The 14,909-nt window shown below is 70.4% G+C and carries 16 protein-coding genes; 6 read left to right on the top strand and 10 right to left on the bottom strand.

Translation table 11 applies throughout. From position 1 onward, the window contains the following. Positions 1 to 199 precede the first annotated feature (199 nt). Positions 200 to 961, bottom strand: coding sequence for a dienelactone hydrolase family protein (locus Q2K21_RS04540; protein ID WP_310765633.1), 762 nt, complete (start codon positions 959 to 961; stop codon positions 200 to 202). Between the two features lie 113 nt (positions 962 to 1,074). Between Q2K21_RS04540 and Q2K21_RS04545 the strand changes: the two genes are divergently transcribed. Together Q2K21_RS04545 and Q2K21_RS04550 are read left to right on the top strand one after the other, a co-directional pair. Then, complete coding sequence (locus tag Q2K21_RS04545) at positions 1,075 to 2,229, top strand: adenosine deaminase (protein WP_310765634.1); 1,155 nt, start codon at positions 1,075 to 1,077, stop codon at positions 2,227 to 2,229. A 130-nt stretch (positions 2,230 to 2,359) separates the two neighbouring features. Further along, positions 2,360 to 2,710, top strand: coding sequence for an ATP-binding protein (locus Q2K21_RS04550; protein WP_310765636.1), 351 nt, complete (start codon positions 2,360 to 2,362; stop codon positions 2,708 to 2,710). 80 nt (positions 2,711 to 2,790) lie between these two features. On the opposite strand, the gene Q2K21_RS04555 is transcribed toward Q2K21_RS04550, so the two are convergent. The 5 genes from Q2K21_RS04555 to afsQ1 form a co-directional block, all read right to left on the bottom strand. Beyond that, positions 2,791 to 2,994, bottom strand: a complete 204-nt coding sequence (locus Q2K21_RS04555; protein ID WP_310765638.1) for a PspC domain-containing protein — start codon at positions 2,992 to 2,994, stop codon at positions 2,791 to 2,793. Positions 2,995 to 3,124: 130 nt separating this feature from the next. After that, positions 3,125 to 3,676: a VanZ family protein gene (locus Q2K21_RS04560; RefSeq protein WP_310765641.1), complete on the bottom strand. Its 552-nt coding sequence runs from the start codon at positions 3,674 to 3,676 to the stop codon at positions 3,125 to 3,127. A gap of 185 nt (positions 3,677 to 3,861) precedes the next feature. Then, entirely contained in the window at positions 3,862 to 4,476 is a 615-nt protein-coding gene (locus Q2K21_RS04565; protein ID WP_310765643.1) for a hypothetical protein, read from the bottom strand. Continuing rightward, positions 4,473 to 6,038, bottom strand: coding sequence for a HAMP domain-containing sensor histidine kinase (locus tag Q2K21_RS04570; protein WP_310765645.1), 1,566 nt, complete (start codon positions 6,036 to 6,038; stop codon positions 4,473 to 4,475). Before Q2K21_RS04570 ends, Q2K21_RS04565 begins: the two co-directional genes overlap by 4 nt. Then, positions 6,035 to 6,712 carry a two-component system response regulator AfsQ1 gene (afsQ1, locus tag Q2K21_RS04575; protein WP_310765647.1) on the bottom strand — a complete coding sequence of 226 codons (678 nt, stop codon included), beginning with the start codon at positions 6,710 to 6,712 and terminating at the stop codon, positions 6,035 to 6,037. Before afsQ1 ends, Q2K21_RS04570 begins: the two co-directional genes overlap by 4 nt. A gap of 311 nt (positions 6,713 to 7,023) precedes the next feature. Between afsQ1 and Q2K21_RS04580 the strand changes: the two genes are divergently transcribed. Beyond that, positions 7,024 to 7,779, top strand: coding sequence for a SigE family RNA polymerase sigma factor (locus Q2K21_RS04580; protein ID WP_310765650.1), 756 nt, complete (start codon positions 7,024 to 7,026; stop codon positions 7,777 to 7,779). 213 nt (positions 7,780 to 7,992) lie between these two features. On the opposite strand, the gene Q2K21_RS04585 is transcribed toward Q2K21_RS04580, so the two are convergent. After that, positions 7,993 to 8,628, bottom strand: a complete 636-nt coding sequence (locus Q2K21_RS04585) for a uridine kinase family protein (protein WP_310765652.1) — start codon at positions 8,626 to 8,628, stop codon at positions 7,993 to 7,995. Between the two features lie 128 nt (positions 8,629 to 8,756). On the opposite strand from Q2K21_RS04585, the gene Q2K21_RS04590 reads away from it, so the two are divergent. After that, complete coding sequence (locus Q2K21_RS04590) at positions 8,757 to 9,158, top strand: hypothetical protein (RefSeq protein WP_310765654.1); 402 nt, start codon at positions 8,757 to 8,759, stop codon at positions 9,156 to 9,158. Positions 9,159 to 9,286: 128 nt separating this feature from the next. On the opposite strand, the gene Q2K21_RS04595 is transcribed toward Q2K21_RS04590, so the two are convergent. From Q2K21_RS04595 to deoC, 3 genes are read right to left on the bottom strand one after another with little or no spacing between them, the layout of a single operon-like run. Next, entirely contained in the window at positions 9,287 to 10,213 is a 927-nt protein-coding gene (locus tag Q2K21_RS04595) for an aldehyde dehydrogenase family protein (protein WP_310765656.1), read from the bottom strand. After that, positions 10,206 to 11,642: an aldehyde dehydrogenase family protein gene (locus Q2K21_RS04600; RefSeq protein WP_310765658.1), complete on the bottom strand. Its 1,437-nt coding sequence runs from the start codon at positions 11,640 to 11,642 to the stop codon at positions 10,206 to 10,208. Before Q2K21_RS04600 ends, Q2K21_RS04595 begins: the two co-directional genes overlap by 8 nt. Positions 11,643 to 11,648: 6 nt before the next feature. After that, a complete protein-coding gene (gene deoC, locus Q2K21_RS04605; RefSeq protein WP_310765660.1) occupies positions 11,649 to 12,608 on the bottom strand; it encodes a deoxyribose-phosphate aldolase in 960 nt (319 codons plus the stop codon). 308 nt (positions 12,609 to 12,916) lie between these two features. Here deoC and Q2K21_RS04610 point away from each other — a divergent pair, with 308 nt between their 5' ends. Both Q2K21_RS04610 and Q2K21_RS04615 read left to right on the top strand, forming a co-directional pair. Further along, on the top strand, positions 12,917 to 13,594 hold the full coding sequence (locus Q2K21_RS04610) for a PH domain-containing protein (RefSeq protein WP_310765662.1): 678 nt from the start codon (positions 12,917 to 12,919) through the stop codon (positions 13,592 to 13,594). A 637-nt stretch (positions 13,595 to 14,231) separates the two neighbouring features. Further along, a complete protein-coding gene (locus tag Q2K21_RS04615; protein WP_310765664.1) occupies positions 14,232 to 14,783 on the top strand; it encodes a type 1 periplasmic-binding domain-containing protein in 552 nt (183 codons plus the stop codon). The last annotated feature ends 126 nt before the right edge of the window (positions 14,784 to 14,909 follow it).

A 14,909-nucleotide genomic window follows, 5' to 3' on the forward strand; every position in this document is an offset into this window, starting at 1 on the left:
CATTGTCACAGCCCCGCGCCCCTGTCGGGCGCCTCTGCCGGAGTCAGAGCGTGGGCTGTTTGTAGCTGGTCGCGCCCACGCCGCGGACCCGCACTGTGTCATATCCCCGCGCTCCGAAGGGGCGCGGGGAACTGCGCGACCAGCAACGACCTACTCGCGGGATCGGACGGCGAAGTTTCCACGGCGCCCGTCGACCGAACTACCGTCGCAACGAACGCCCGAAGCCGGCGGCCAACGGCATCCTCAATCCCAACGGCGGCGGAGCCGCCAACGCGTCCTCCACCGGGCGGGAGAACGCCCGCCCGAACAACGACCCCATCACGAAGTCCTCGGCCAGCGCGTGCACTTCGGACCGGTACTGGTGCAACCCGTGCCCGTCGGCGTGCACTTCGAAGCGGCAGATGTCGCGGTTCGCCTTCTTCGCACGCGACGCGAGCCGGAACGACAGTTCCGGGTCCGTCCGCTCGTCGTTCGTGCCGTGCACGATCAGCACCCGCCGCCCGGCGAGCTGCTTCACCGGTTCGGGCGTGGCCGCCATGTCCTCCTCAGGCAGCCAAGGGGCCAGGGCCAGAACCGAGTTGACGGCCGTATGCCCGGCAGCGTGCAGTGCCGCGCGGCCGCCCATGCCCACACCGACGAGGCAGACCGCCACGTCCCCGTAGCGTCGTACGACCTCGTCGGCGGCCCAGGTGGCGTCCTGGGCCAGGTGCGCCTCGCTGCCGTTCCAGCCCCGGTAGCGGTAGTGCACGACATGGGTGACCAGGCCCTCGCCCTGTCCCGCGCGGGCCAGGCGGCGGCCGAGCGCGCGGACGGAGGCGGTCGCCAACACAGGGGACGGTCTGCGGGCCGAGACCTCGTCGCCGCCCGGGAGCAGCAGCACCGCGCCGCTCACCGCGGTCGGCTCCGGGCCGAGCGCCTTCCCCAGCCGGGCCGTGCGAACCGGCGTCGCTTGGTGTGCCATAACAGAACAGTGTCAGAAGCGACGGTGTACGAAACCCGATCTGCGGATCACCTTTGGGTATCGACGCCTCGCCGTACCTCATGATCTACGCGCGTAGGGGCTATGGTGCGGAAATGACGAGCCAGCACCAGAACACACCGAGCTGGGATCAGATCCGGCGGGCCCCCAAGGTCCTGCTGCACGACCACCTCGACGGAGGCCTGCGCCCCGGCACGATCGTCGAACTCGCCCGCGACATGGCCTACGAACACCTCCCCGAGACCGACCCGGACAAGCTCGGCGTCTGGTTCCGTGAGGCCGCCGACTCCGGTTCCCTGGAGCGGTACCTGGAGACCTTCTCCCACACCGTCGGCGTGATGCAGACCCGCGAGGCCCTCGTGCGCGTGGCCGCCGAGTGCGCCGAGGACCTCGCCGAGGACGGGGTCGTCTACGCCGAGGTGCGGTACGCGCCCGAGCAGCACCTGGAGGGCGGGCTCAGCCTCGAGGAGGTCGTCGAGGCGGTCAACGAGGGTTTCCGGGAGGGTGAGCGCCGGGCGAAGGCGAACGGCCACCGCATCCGCGTCGGCGCCCTGCTCACCGCCATGCGGCACGCCGCACGCGCCCTGGAGATCGCCGAACTGGCCAACCGCTACCGGGACCTCGGGGTGGTCGGCTTCGACATCGCCGGCGCCGAGGCCGGCTACCCGCCCACCCGGCACCTGGACGCCTTCGAGTACCTCAAGCGCGAGAACAACCACTTCACCATCCACGCCGGCGAGGCCTTCGGGCTGCCGTCCATCTGGCAGGCCCTTCAGTGGTGCGGCGCCGACCGGCTCGGGCACGGCGTGCGCATCATCGACGACATCCAGGTCCTTCAGGACGGCTCGGTGAAGCTCGGACGCCTCGCCTCCTACGTACGCGACAAGCGCATCCCGCTGGAGATGTGCCCCAGTTCCAACCTTCAGACCGGCGCCGCCGACTCGTACGCCGACCATCCCATCGGGCTGCTGCGCCGGCTGCACTTCCGGGTCACGGTGAACACCGACAATCGCCTGATGTCGGGCACCAGCATGAGCCGGGAATTCGACCACCTGGTCGACGCATTCGGATACACGCTCGACGATCTCCAATGGTTCTCGGTCAATGCTATGAAGTCAGCATTCATTCCTTTCGATGAACGACTGGCGATGATCAATGACGTCATCAAGCCTGGCTACGCCGAGCTGAAGTCCGAATGGCTGTTCCAGCAGACCGCCTCCACCAGGGGTTCCGTGGATTCCGAGGGCTGACCTGGCCGGTTTGGAAGCGGCCGGCAGGCGATAATCCGGCCGCTTTCCGATGTTTGCGGAGCCCGCTTTCGCGTGTTTACGGTTTTGGACCGCTCATCTTCCCGTCATCGGATCCAAGGACGCATTCACCATGAAGCAGTCTGCTGCCAAGACCCTCGGTGTCGCCGCCCTCGGTGCCGCCTTCGCCGCCGCGGGCGCGGGCGTCGCGAGCGCGGCCCCGGCCGTGCCGGACGTCGCCGGGCTGGACACCGTCACCCAGGCGCTGCCGACGGGCAACGTCACCAAGGCGCTGCCCGGTGTGGGTGAGGCGCTCGGCCAGGGGCAGAACGCGCTCGGCACGGCGGTGGCCGCTGCCCAGCCCGTCGCTCAGAGGGCCGTCGCCGACGGGCCGGCCGCCCCGGTCGCCGGCCTGCTCGGCGGACTGCCCGTCAAGGGACTGCCCACGCACGGCGTTCCGGTGAACGGGATCCCGCTGGGCTGAGGCGACCGGCCTGCCCGTACGACGCCGATGGGCGCCCCGACTCGGGGCGCCCATCGGCGCGTCGGTCCCATGACCCGGTGTCACCAGGCCGTGCGGGCCGCCTTCTCCTCCGACGGGAACAGGATCCACAGGGCTATGTAGAGCAGGAACTGCGGGCCCGGGAGCAGACACGACAGCAGGAAGATCACACGCATCGTGGTCGCGGAGGTGCCGAAGCGCTGTGCCAGCGCTGCGCACACTCCACCGATCATCCGTCCGTGGGTGGGGCGGGCAAGGGCGGTCATGGTGGCTCCTTCGCGAACCGTAGGCGGAGTTCACGGTCCCGGCGGCTACCGGAATCTCCGGTCGGCGTCGAGTTCCTCGGCGCTTTCGACGTGTTCCACGCTACGGGGACGAAGCGGACGAAGCGTCACTCTATGGAGCTATCCCGACCCTGGGAATCGTCGGGGTCCGACCCTGAACCGGCTCCTCCCGGGGGTGGGTGGCCCGGCTCCTGCTCTCCGCCCGACGGCGGAGCCGGACCCGGGCCGCGGGCACGATCAGAAGGTGGGCCAGCGCCACTCCGACCGTGTTGAGCAGGACCGCGTCGATGTCCACCACCCGACCGGGCACCCCGGTCTGCAGCAACTCGATGCCCAGCGAGATCAGCGTGCCCGCGGCGACCGTACGGACCATCGAGGCGAGCGGCGAGACGACGAGCCGGCCGCCCGCCATCGGCAGCAGCACCCCGAGCGGCGCGAGCAGGGCGAGCCCCTCCCCGATCCGGCGAGCGGCCTCCGGCCAGCCCAGCGCGAGGTCGGCTCTGATACCGGCCAGCGGATGCATATTGGCGGGACTCACCCAGGGCACATCCAGCGGGCGCAGCGTGAGCCAGGCGACGAGCGCGAGGTGTGCGACGAGGAGGACACCCCCTGTCACACGGACGCGGATCGCGGCGCTGCCGCCGTTTGAGCCTTGACGCTGCACGCCCCCCTAGACGCGGGCTCCGGCGGATCCGGTTCCCCTTTTTTCAGGGCTCGGTTCGCCTCCGGGGCGCAAAAGCCTGTGTCGAGAGTCCGACCGTGCTCAGCCCTTCGGGCCTCCGCGCTCCCCCAAGCTCTTCGAGCAGGGGGTACCCCCACGAACTCTCGACACAGGCGCGCCCCTTCGGCTCACTCGCCGGGCACCTCGCTGGACGGCGGTTCCTCGCTGCCCGGCCGTGAACGCACCTCGGTCGTGCACTCGTAGCGGCGCAGCGGTCCCTTGTCCGGGCCGCCGAGCACGACCGTCCCGTCGTCGGCGGCCGTCGCCTCCGAGTCGGCGAAGGTGCAGACGATCTGTGCGAGGGCGTAGGAACTGAGGTCCTGCACGCGGGTGCTCAGCCGGAACGTGTTCTCCGGGTCCTTGCCGCGCGGGCCGCTCACCTTGATGCCGTCGGCCACGCCCGTCGAGTAGCCCGCCTGCTTCTCCGCGGCCGACGGCTTCGCGGCGAGCTGGTCGAGCAGCCCCTGCGCGACCAGCACCCGGCGTTCCGCCTCGGCCGTGCCGTCCGGTATGCGCACGGAACGGTCCACCGTCACCAGCTGCGAGGCGCACAGCAGGAAGACCTGGACCGGTATGCCAGGGCTCGTCTGCGTGGACAGGTCCGCGCCGGACAGTGCGCAGGGCACCCGGGACGGCGCGGGACCGAAGTCCGTCGGCACCTGGGTGGAGCGGATGCCGCAGCCGGTCAGCAGCGCGGCCAGCAGTGGAACGGCGAGCCAGGGGTGTCTGCCTCGTATCGTCATCGGGCGTTCCCCTCGGTGCCGTTCCCGTTCCGCGTCTCGTCCGCTATCAGCGCCGACGCGTCGCGGGGCAGGCGCAGCGTGAACACCGCACCGCCCTTGGGCGAGTTCGCTGCCGTGATCTCGCCGCCGTGGATGTGCGCGTTCTCCAGCGCGATGGACAGACCGAGGCCGCTGCCCTCGGAGCGCGGGCGTGAGGCGCTCGCCTTGTAGAAGCGGTCGAAGACGTGCGGCAGGACGTCCTCGGGGATACCGGGACCGTGGTCCTGCACGTCGATCACCAGCTCCTCGCCCTCCTCGCGCACCAGCACCCGTACCGGCGAGCCGCCGTGCTTGAGCGCGTTGCCGATCAGGTTCGCCAGGATCACGTCGAGACGGCGCGGGTCGAGGTGGGCCATGATGCCGCGCTCGGCGTCCAGCTCGACGGCGTCCAGCCAGGCCCGGGCGTCGATACAGGCGGTGATCTGGTCGGCGATGTCCACGTCGTCCAGGACCAGCCGGGCCGTGCCCGCGTCGAAGCGGGTGACCTCCATCAGGTTCTCGACGAGGTCGTTCAGCCGCCGGGTCTCGCTGACCACGAGCCGTACGGCCGGCTCGATCATCGGGTCCACGCTGCCGGTCTCCGCGTCCAGCTCCTCCTCCAGGACCTCGGTGACGGCCGTGATCGCCGTGAGGGGAGTGCGCAGCTCGTGGGACATGTCGGCGACGAAGCGGCGCGAGGCCTCGTCGCGGGCGCTCATGTCCGCGACCGTCTTCTCCAGCGACTCGGCCGCGCTGTTGAACGTCCGTGACAGTTCGGCCAGTTCGTCGGTGCCGGACACGCGCAGCCGGGTGTCCAGCTTGCCCTCGCCCAGGCGCCGGGCCGCAATACCGAGGCGGTGCACCGGCTTCAGCACGGTCGTCGCGGCGGCCTGCGCGAGCAGCGCCGAGCCGATCAGCGCGAGACCGGTGGCGATACCGAGCGACCAGGCCAGCGAGTTGAGGTCCTTGGCCTCCGGCTCCAGGGACTTGAGCATGTAGCCGGTCGGGCCGCCGCCGATCACCTTGGCGCCGCCGACGAGGTAGGGCTTGTCGCCGTCGACGACCCGCTGCCAGTACAGGTGGTAGGCGTACTTGTTGTTCGAGGACACCTTCTGCTGCTTGTTCACGGCCTTCTGGAGGGACTTCGGCACATCCTCCAGAGTGAACGTGTCCAGGTCGGAGTTGCCGGTCACCGTCTTGCCGTGCTCGTCCGTCGCGACCAGCAGCACGCTGAAGCGCTGGCTGCTGTCCGCCATCTGCCCGGCGGTGTGCTGCAGTTCGTCCTGCGTCGGATGCACCGGCAGCGAACTGGCCCGGTTCTGCATCTCCTGCTGGAAGTCGCGCAGCACCGCGTCCTGGGTGCGGGTGAGCACGGCCTCGCGGTTGAGCCAGTACGCGATGCCGGACGCCGACACGGCGGCGGTCAGCGCGACGAGCCCGAACACCACGACCAGGCGCAGCCGAAGGCTCGTGAAGCGGAGCCGTGACAGTACGGTCTTGCGTCCCGCGGCCCAGCCGCGGAGCCCCCCTTGCGAGTCGGTCACTGAGGCGCGTCCAGGCGGTATCCGACCCCACGGACCGTACGGATCAGCGTGGGGGACGACGGGACGTCCTCGACCTTGGCGCGCAGCCGCTGCACGCACGCGTCGACGAGCCGTGAGTCGCCCAGATAGTCGTGCTCCCACACGAGCCGCAGCAACTGCTGCCGGGACAGCGCCTGTCCGGGCCGCCGGCTCAGCTCCAGGAGCAGCCGCAGCTCGGTCGGGGTGAGCTGCAGGTCCTCCCCGTTCTTGGTGACCGTCATCGCCGACCGGTCGATGACGACATTGCCGAACGTCGCCGAGTCGCTGGCCTCGCGCTCGCCGCGCCGCAGCACGGCCCGGATCCGGGCGTCGAGCACCCGCCCCTGCACGGGCTTGACGACGTAGTCGTCGGCGCCGGACTCCAGCCCGACCACGACGTCGATGTCGTCACTGCGCGCGGTCAGCAGAATGATCGGCAGCTGGTCGGTGCGCCGGATGCGCCGGCACACCTCGAACCCGTCGATGCCGGGCAGCATCACATCCAGCACGATCAGGTCCGGCCGTTGCTCACGCAGCAGCTTCAGACCGTCCTCGCCGGTGGCAGCGGTGGCCACACGGTGTCCCTGGCGCGTCAAAGAGAGCTCCAGGGCCGTTCGGATGGCGTCGTCGTCCTCGATCAGCAACAGGGAAGGCACGGGGGTCATTCTGGCCCATGCCATGGCTGTCTTTCGACTGTTGGTGCGCACCCGCACATCTCGCCCGTCCGGGGGATCCCCACGGGTACGCCCGTGTAGCCATACGACTCTTCTCTGTCAGCAGGCTGTGATGCGACTGCGGCCCACCCCTGTGACAGGTCTGTGACAGTCGGCGGACACGGCCATGAAGTGGCCCGGGCAAGCTTTTCGACACAAGCAAGGCCGCACGGAACGGGGCCGCACCGAAAGCGGCAGTACCGCAGGGCCGCACGACCGCACGAAAACCGGGACTCCACGACGGGGGGCGCGAGATGAACACGCTGCACGGCACCAGCACGAGCGCAGTTGTCACGCGTCTGCACGACGTCACCCGGACCATCGAGAAGTCCGGTGCCCTGAGCGGGCGGGGGTGCGCTCGCGGCACCGGGCGTCAGCACACCGTGTCGTACATGACGGTGGTTGACGCCTTCACGGGGGGAAGCAAGGCGGGGGAAGCTCACGGGGGAGCCGCGTACGGGGAGGACTCGGGGGAGCGTCGGTCGGCGACGGAGGCGGAGTTCACCGCCTACGTCGAGGAGCGCCGCGCCTCCCTGTACGCAACCGCCTACCACCTGACCGGTGACCGCTTCGAGGCCGAGGACCTGCTGCAGAGCGCGCTGTTCTCGACGTACCGGGCGTGGGACCGGATCAGCGACAAGGCCGCGGTGGGGGGCTACCTGCGGCGGACGATGACCAACCTGCACATCAGCGCGTGGCGCCGCCGCAAGCTGAACGAGTACCCGACCGAGGAGCTGCCGGAGACCGCCGGCGACACGGACGCGATGCGTGGCACCGAACTGCGCGCCGTCCTGTGGCAGGCGCTCGCCCGGCTGCCGGAACTCCAGCGCACCATGCTGGTCCTGCGCTACTACGAGGGCCGCACGGACCCGGAGATCGCGGAGATCCTCGACATCAGTGTCGGCACGGTGAAGTCCAGCATCTGGCGGTCGCTCCGCCGGCTGCGCGAGGACGAGGTCCTCAGCTTCGGCCGTGACGAGGAGGAGTCCTTCGGGGAGCTTGTCGCCTGAGGGATGGGGGAACCCGGGGGAAGTGCGGGGGGCACCACCACGGGTGACACGGGGGAAGTACGGGGGAGCAGTATCCGGGGGGGATCACGGGGGTAGCACCACCACGGGGGAACCACGGGGGAGCGCAAGAGAGCGGGACTGGAGGGCCGGGGGGTCCATCCAGTCCCGTTTCTTGTGGTTTGTTGTGGTTTCTCGTAGTTCCTTGTGGATCCGCTATGCCGCCGTACTCATCGGTGCGCGTCGCCCCGCAGCCGCTGCCGCCAGCCGCCCCAGTGCCTCGTCCCGGTCACAGGCGTACGCGCCCAGGGCCGTCTGACGGGCGACGATCGACCGCTCCGCGCGCATCAGCCGCCAGCCGCGGCGCAGCAGGAACGGGACCGACTTGCGGCCCTCCTTGAGGTCGCGCACGAAGCGGCGGCGGAACGTGGTGAAGGGTCCGCGGGACAGGCACAGCGCGTCGGCCAGAATTCCCAGTTCGCGGCAGCGCTCCACGATCTCGGCGGCGAAGATTCCCTCCGCGATGAACACCGGCGTACGGTCGATGTCCAGCGTTTCCTCGCCCGTACGCGCGCTCTGCGCGATGTCGTACACCGGGATCCTGGTACGGCCCTTGGCGCACAGTTCGGCGATGGCCGCGACGGCGACGTCCTCGTCCCACGACTGCGGATGGTCCCAGTCGACGTCCGAACTCCCCTCCACCAGCGGCAGCGTCGGGTCGTGGCCCTCCTTGTAGAAGTCGTCGAGCCGCAGCACGGGCAGACCGGAGCGGGCGGCGACGAGGGACTTGCCCGATCCGGAGGGGCCGCAGAGCAGCACGACGCGGGCGGGGGCCGGGGGATGGAGACTCACGAGACACCAGTCTGACGCATCGCGCGCGCTCCGCAGACCCCGCGGGTCGGCGTTGGAACGCACATCACACCTCAACTACCGTACGTACCGACAGGATTACTCCTCGCGAGCAGAAGGTGGCAGCAGCCATGGCACGACACGCATCCGTCCACAACCCCACCGCTCAACGCGCCCTCGTGGCCTTCGTGACGGCGGGCGCCGCACTGGGGACGGGCGCGGCGACGGCTTCGGCGGCCACCGCCCCGGTCGTCGACGTGATGCGCACCCGGACCGCCCCGCTCGGCAAGGCAGACCCGCAGGCGGGGCTGCGGGCGCTGTCCGGGACCGTGGGATACGTCACCGGTCCGCTGGCGGACCTCAAGCCCAACCCCTTGGCCGGCACCGGCGTCGACCCGCTCGACAACGGCGTCGGCACCCAGCTCGCCGACTTCAAGCCGCTGTCGTCGCAGGCCCTGACCCGCCCGGTGGCCCAGGCGTCCTCGCTCGGCGGCGTGCCGGTGCTCGGCCAGGCGCTGCGGGCGGTCCACTGACGCTTTCCGTGGCGGTCGGCCTCATGACGGTCGGCATGACGGTCGGCGCCGTGGCGGTGGGCCCACGACGAAGAGCCGCGCTTCCCCCGGACGGAGGGGAGGCGCGGCTCTCCGGTCTCGGGACCGCCTCAGTACGACGAACCGGACGCGCCCAGCGACCCCGTCGGGTGCCAGACCGTCTTCGTCTCCAGGAAGGCCGTCAGCCGCTCGATGCCCGGCGTCGCCGACCAGTCGACGTCGTCCACAGGCTGTGGACGAAGAACGCGCTTCAGGTTGTCCGCCGCCGCGATCTCCAGTTCCTTCGCCAGGACCTCGTCGGCGCCCGCGAGGTCGATCGCGTTGACGTCCTGGTGGGCGGCCAGAGGCGCCGCGATCTCCGCCGTACGGCCGGACAGGACGTTGACGACGCCGCCGGGCAGGTCGGAGGTGGCCAGCACCTCGCCCAGGGACAGGGCCGGAAGGGGGGACTTCTCGCTCGCGATCACGACCGACGTGTTGCCGGTCGCGATCACCGGGGCGATCACCGAGACCAGGCCCAGGAAGGACGACTCCTGGGGGGCCAGGACCGCGACCACACCCGTCGGCTCGGGGGAGGAGAGGTTGAAGAAGGGGCCGGCCACCGGGTTGGCGCCGCCCACTACCTGGGCGATCTTGTCGGTCCAGCCGGCGTACCAGACCCAGCGGTCGATCGCCGCGTCGACGACCGCGGCCGCCTTCGCCTTCGACAGGCCCTCGGCCTCGGCCACCTCACGGACGAACTGGTCGCGCCGGCCCTCCAGCATCTCGGCGATGCGGTAGAGGATCTGGCCCCGGTTGTACGCCGTGGCGCCGGACCACGCCCCGAACGCCTTGCGCGCGGCGACCACCGCGTCCCGGGCGTCCTTGCGGGACGACTGCGGAGCGTTGGCCAGCCAGTTGCCCTTCGAGTCGGTCACCTCGTACACCCGGCCGCTCTCGGAACGCGGGAACTTCCCGCCGACGTACAGCTTGTAGGTCTTGAAGACGCTGAGCCGCTGCTTCTCGGACTTCTCGGTCTTCTCGGACTTCTCAGACATCGAGGTACGCCTCCAGGCCGTGGCGGCCGCCCTCGCGGCCGAAGCCCGACTCCTTGTAGCCGCCGAAGGGCGAGGTCGGGTCGAACTTGTTGAACGTGTTGGACCAGACGACACCGGCGCGCAGCTTGTTCGCGACGGCCAGGATCCGGGAGCCCTTCTCCGTCCAGATGCCGGCGGACAGCCCGTACTGGGTGTTGTTGGCCTTGGCCACGGCCTCGTCGGGCGTACGGAACGTGAGGACCGACAGCACCGGGCCGAAGATCTCGTCGCGGGCGATGGTGTGCGCCTGGGTGACGTTCGTGAAGAGCGTCGGGGCGAACCAGTAGCCGGACGTGGGGAGTTCGCAGGCCGGGGACCAGCGCTCGGCGCCCTCCGCCTCGCCCTGCTCGGCGAGCGCGGTGATACGGGCCAGCTGCTCGGCGGAGTTGATCGCGCCGATGTCCGTGTTCTTGTCGAGCGGGTCGCCGAGGCGGAGCGTCGACAGGCGGCGCTTCAGGGACTCCAGCAGCTCGTCCTGGATCGACTCCTGAACCAGAAGACGGGAGCCCGCGCAGCAGACCTGGCCCTGGTTGAAGAAGATGCCGTTCACGATGCCCTCGACGGCCTGGTCGATGGGGGCGTCGTCGAAGACGATGTTGGCGCCCTTGCCGCCCAGCTCGAGGGTGAGCTTCTTCTTCGTGCCCGCGACCGTGCGGGCGATCTCCTTGCCGACGGCCGTGGAGCCGGTGAAGGCGACCTTGTTCACGTCGGGGTGGGCGACGACCGCGGCGCCCGCGTCGCCGTATCCCGGAAGGACGTTGACGACACCCTTGGGCAGGCCCGCCTGGCGGCAGATGTCCGCGAAGAAGAGGGCCGAGAGGGGGGTGGTCTCGGCGGGCTTGAGGACGACCGTGTTGCCGGTCGCGAGCGCCGGGGCGATCTTCCACGCCAGCATGAGAAGGGGGAAGTTCCAGGGGATGACCTGGCCCGCGACGCCCAGCGGCCGGGGGTTGGAGCCGAACCCGGCGTGGTCGAGCTTGTCGGCCCAGCCCGCGTAGTAGAAGAAGTGCGCGGCGACCAGCGGGAGGTCGGCGTCGCGGGTCTCCTTGATCGGCTTGCCGTTGTCCAGCGTCTCCAGGACCGCCAGCTCACGGCTGCGCTCCTGGATGATCCGGGCGATGCGGAAGAGGTACTTGGCGCGCTCGGAACCGGGCAGCGCGGACCACTTCTCGAAGGCCCTGCGGGCGGCCTTCACCGCGCGGTCGACGTCCGCCTCGCCCGCCTGGGCGACCTCGGAGAGGACCTCTTCGGTGGCGGGGGACACGGTCTTGAAGACCTTGCCGTCGGCCGCCTCGGTGAACTCGCCGTCGATGAACAGGCCGTACGACGGCGCGATGTCGACGACCGAGCGGGACTCGGGCGCGGGTGCGTACTCGAATGCGGATGCCATGGGGGATCAGTCCACCGTCACGTAGTCGGGGCCGGAGTAGCGGCCGGTGGCCAGCTTCTGACGCTGCATCAGCAGGTCGTTCAGGAGCGAGGAGGCGCCGAAGCGGAACCAGTGGTTGTCCAGCCAGTCCTCGCCGGCGGTCTCGTTCACCAGGACGAGGAACTTGATCGCATCCTTGGTGGTGCGGATGCCGCCGGCCGGCTTCACGCCGACCTGGACGCCCGTCTGCGCACGGAAGTCGCGCACGGCCTCCAGCATGAGGAGGGTGTTGGCGGGCGTGGCGTTCACCGCGACCTTGCCGGTGGAGGTCTTGATGAAGTCGGCGCCCGCCAGCATGCCGAGCCAGCTGGCGCGCCGGATGTTGTCGTACGTCGACAGTTCGCCCGTCTCGAAGATGACCTTCAGGCGGGCGGACGTCCCGCAGGCCTCCTTCACGGCGACGATCTCGTCGTACACCTTCAGGTACTTGCCCGCGAGGAACGCCCCGCGGTCGATGACCATGTCGATCTCGTCGGCGCCCGCGGCCACGGCGTCGCGGACATCGGCCAGCTTCACGTCGAGCGCGGCGCGGCCGGCCGGGAAGGCGGTGGCGACGGAGGCGACCTTCACGCCGGAGCCCGCGACGGCCTCCTTGGCGACGGCCACCATGTCGGGGTAGACGCAGACGGCCGCGGTCGTGGGCGTCGTACGGTCCGTCGGGTCGGGGTGGACCGCCTTGGCGCCGAGCGCCCGGACCTTGCCCGGGGTGTCCGCGCCTTCCAGCGTCGTCAGGTCGACCATCGAGATGGCGAGGTCGATGGCGTACGCCTTCGCGGTGGTCTTGATGGAGCGGGTACCGAGGGAGGCGGCGCGCGCCTCCAGGCCGACTGTGTCGACGCCGGGCAGCCCGTGGAGGAAGCGGCGCAGCGTGCTGTCGGACGCGGTGACGTCTCCGAGAGCGTGTGCAGCAGGTGCAGTGGTGGGCATGGTCACCAGTGGAGCGTATCTACGCGCGTAGCGGCTGTCCAGCCCCCGGAGGGCCCAGGGTACGGGTCACGGTGGTGGGGACCGTGTGGGTCACGACAGTGGGGACCGTGTGGGTCACGACAGTGGGGACCGTGTGGGTCACGACAGTGGGGACCGTGTGGGTCACGGCAGGGGGACCGTGTGGGTCACGGCGGGTGGGGACCGCGTGGGCCACCGCGGGGGCGTGCGGGCGACAGCGGGAACCGTGCGGGCCACGCTTTGCCCACCGGCTACGGGACCTGACGTGCCCGTCGGGCAGAATCGGGTTCATGACGACCCCCGATCACCAGTCGCCCACGCCGGACCCCTCGGCACCGGAGTCCCCGGACCGGATCTACCGGTCGCCCGGCGGCCTCGCGGGCGGCGTGCTGCTGCTCGCCCTCGTGCTCTGGCTCGGCATCGACGCGCTGGTCTCGGGTCACGGCCGCACCCCCTGGCTGGCGCTCGCCGGGATGATCCTGGTCATCCCGCTGGTCACCGCCTTCACCCTGCGCCCGGCCGTGTACGCGAACGAGGAACGGCTGCGCATCCGCAACCCCTTCCGCGTGATCGTGCTGCCCTGGGGCTCGGTCGCGTCGCTGCGCTCCGGCTACTCGAACGAGGTCGTGGCCACGTCCGGCACCAAGTTCCAGCTGTGGGCGCTCCCCGTCTCGCTGCGCGCCCGCAAGAAGGCGACCCGGCAGACGGCGCGGAAGGCCGCGGGGGACAGCCGGGGCAGCGCGCTCGGCGGGCTGACGGGCGGTGCGCCCGGCGGCCCCGCGCCCGCGCCGACCGCGCCCACGCGCGCCCAGACCGACAAGATCATGGACGACCTGCGCGAACTGGCCGAGACCCATCAGAGCTCCGGGCGCGCCCAGGGCGAGCCGAGCGTCCGCTGGGCGTACGAGATCATGGGTCCGGCCGTCGCCGGAGCGGTGGTGCTGGCGATTCTGCTGGCGATGGGCTGAGTCGGGTCACGCGTCGCCTCGGCGGTCAGGTGGCCGCCGGCCGGCTTCGGATCGTGCGCCGCTGAGCCACGCGTCGCCTCGGCGGTCAGGTGGCCGCCGGCCGGCTTCGGATCGTGCGCCGCTGAGCCACGCGTCGCCTCGGCGGTCAGGTGGCCGCCGGCCCGCTTCTGATCGTGCGCCGCTGAGCCGACTCGATCTGCTGCCGGCGGCACGGCCGCGCCGGTTGCCTCGCCCTGACTGTCACCCGTGGCCTCCGGGGCACTGTGCCGGGACCGGGTCCCGGGCTCCCCGCCGGGACCGGTCTGCCGCCGTTGGTGGAGCCGAGGCCCTTGCCGTTCTCTCTGTTTTCTCCGGGCCCTGGATGGTCCTGTTTCCCGGAACCCCGGGCGGCCCTGCCGCGTAGCCCCCGGGATCCCGGGCCCGGTGCCGTTCGACGGGAGATGTACTGTACGGCGTCCTGCCGGTACGCGTGTGCGTGTGCGCACGATCCTGAGAGGCGAAGGTAAACGGCCGTGAAGTACGACGTGGTCGCCGCGAGCGCGACGCAAGCGGTGACAGGTACCAGATGAAGACCCGGCGTAGCTGGCGCAGCAGAACAAAGACCCCCACCACGCGCAACGCGGCCGTTCTTCGCGTGGTGGCAGCGGCGGCCGATGCGTTGCGGGGCCCTAAGGGCTGGGCGGCGGGTGGTGTGGCTGTCCTGGCGCTCGGACTGGCGGGCGTCGCATGGCTGTTCCTCGGCGACGACGAGCGTGGCACGCCCCCCGATCCGCGGGCGCGCCAGTACCGTGAGGTCGACGCATGCCTGCTGACCGGGGAGAAGGGCATCGCGCAGGGCACGCTCGCCGCTTCGGTGTGGGAGGGGATGCAGAAGGCATCCCTGGACACTCGGGCCCGGGTCAACTACGTGCCGGTCACAGGGGATCAGTCGGCGGGCAACGCCCGACCGTTCTTCAACAGCCTCATCCAGCGACAGTGCGATGTCGTTCTGGCGGTCGGCGCGCCGCAGGTCCAGGTCACGCAGGCGGCCGCCGCAAAGAACCCGAAGGTGCGCTTCGTCGTCGTCGACGACGCGTCAGAGGCGAAGGCGGAGAGGCCGGGGAACGTCACCGTCGCGCAGCCCGGCGGGGAACTCAAGGAAACGGTGGCGGAAACGATCAAGGAGGCCGTGCGGGCGTCCCACGGATGAACCGCCCGCAAAGTTCCACCTTTTTGATAAAGATCAGCTAACGTTGCCGATCTTGGGTGGAACGTTTGCGTTCGCTTGGGGAAAGCTTTCGGAGCTTTGTAGGTTCCCAAGTTAAGGCTGCCCATG

The sequence above is a fragment of the Streptomyces sp. CGMCC 4.7035 genome (genome assembly GCF_031583065.1).
Lineage (GTDB): Bacteria > Actinomycetota > Actinomycetes > Streptomycetales > Streptomycetaceae > Streptomyces > Streptomyces yaanensis.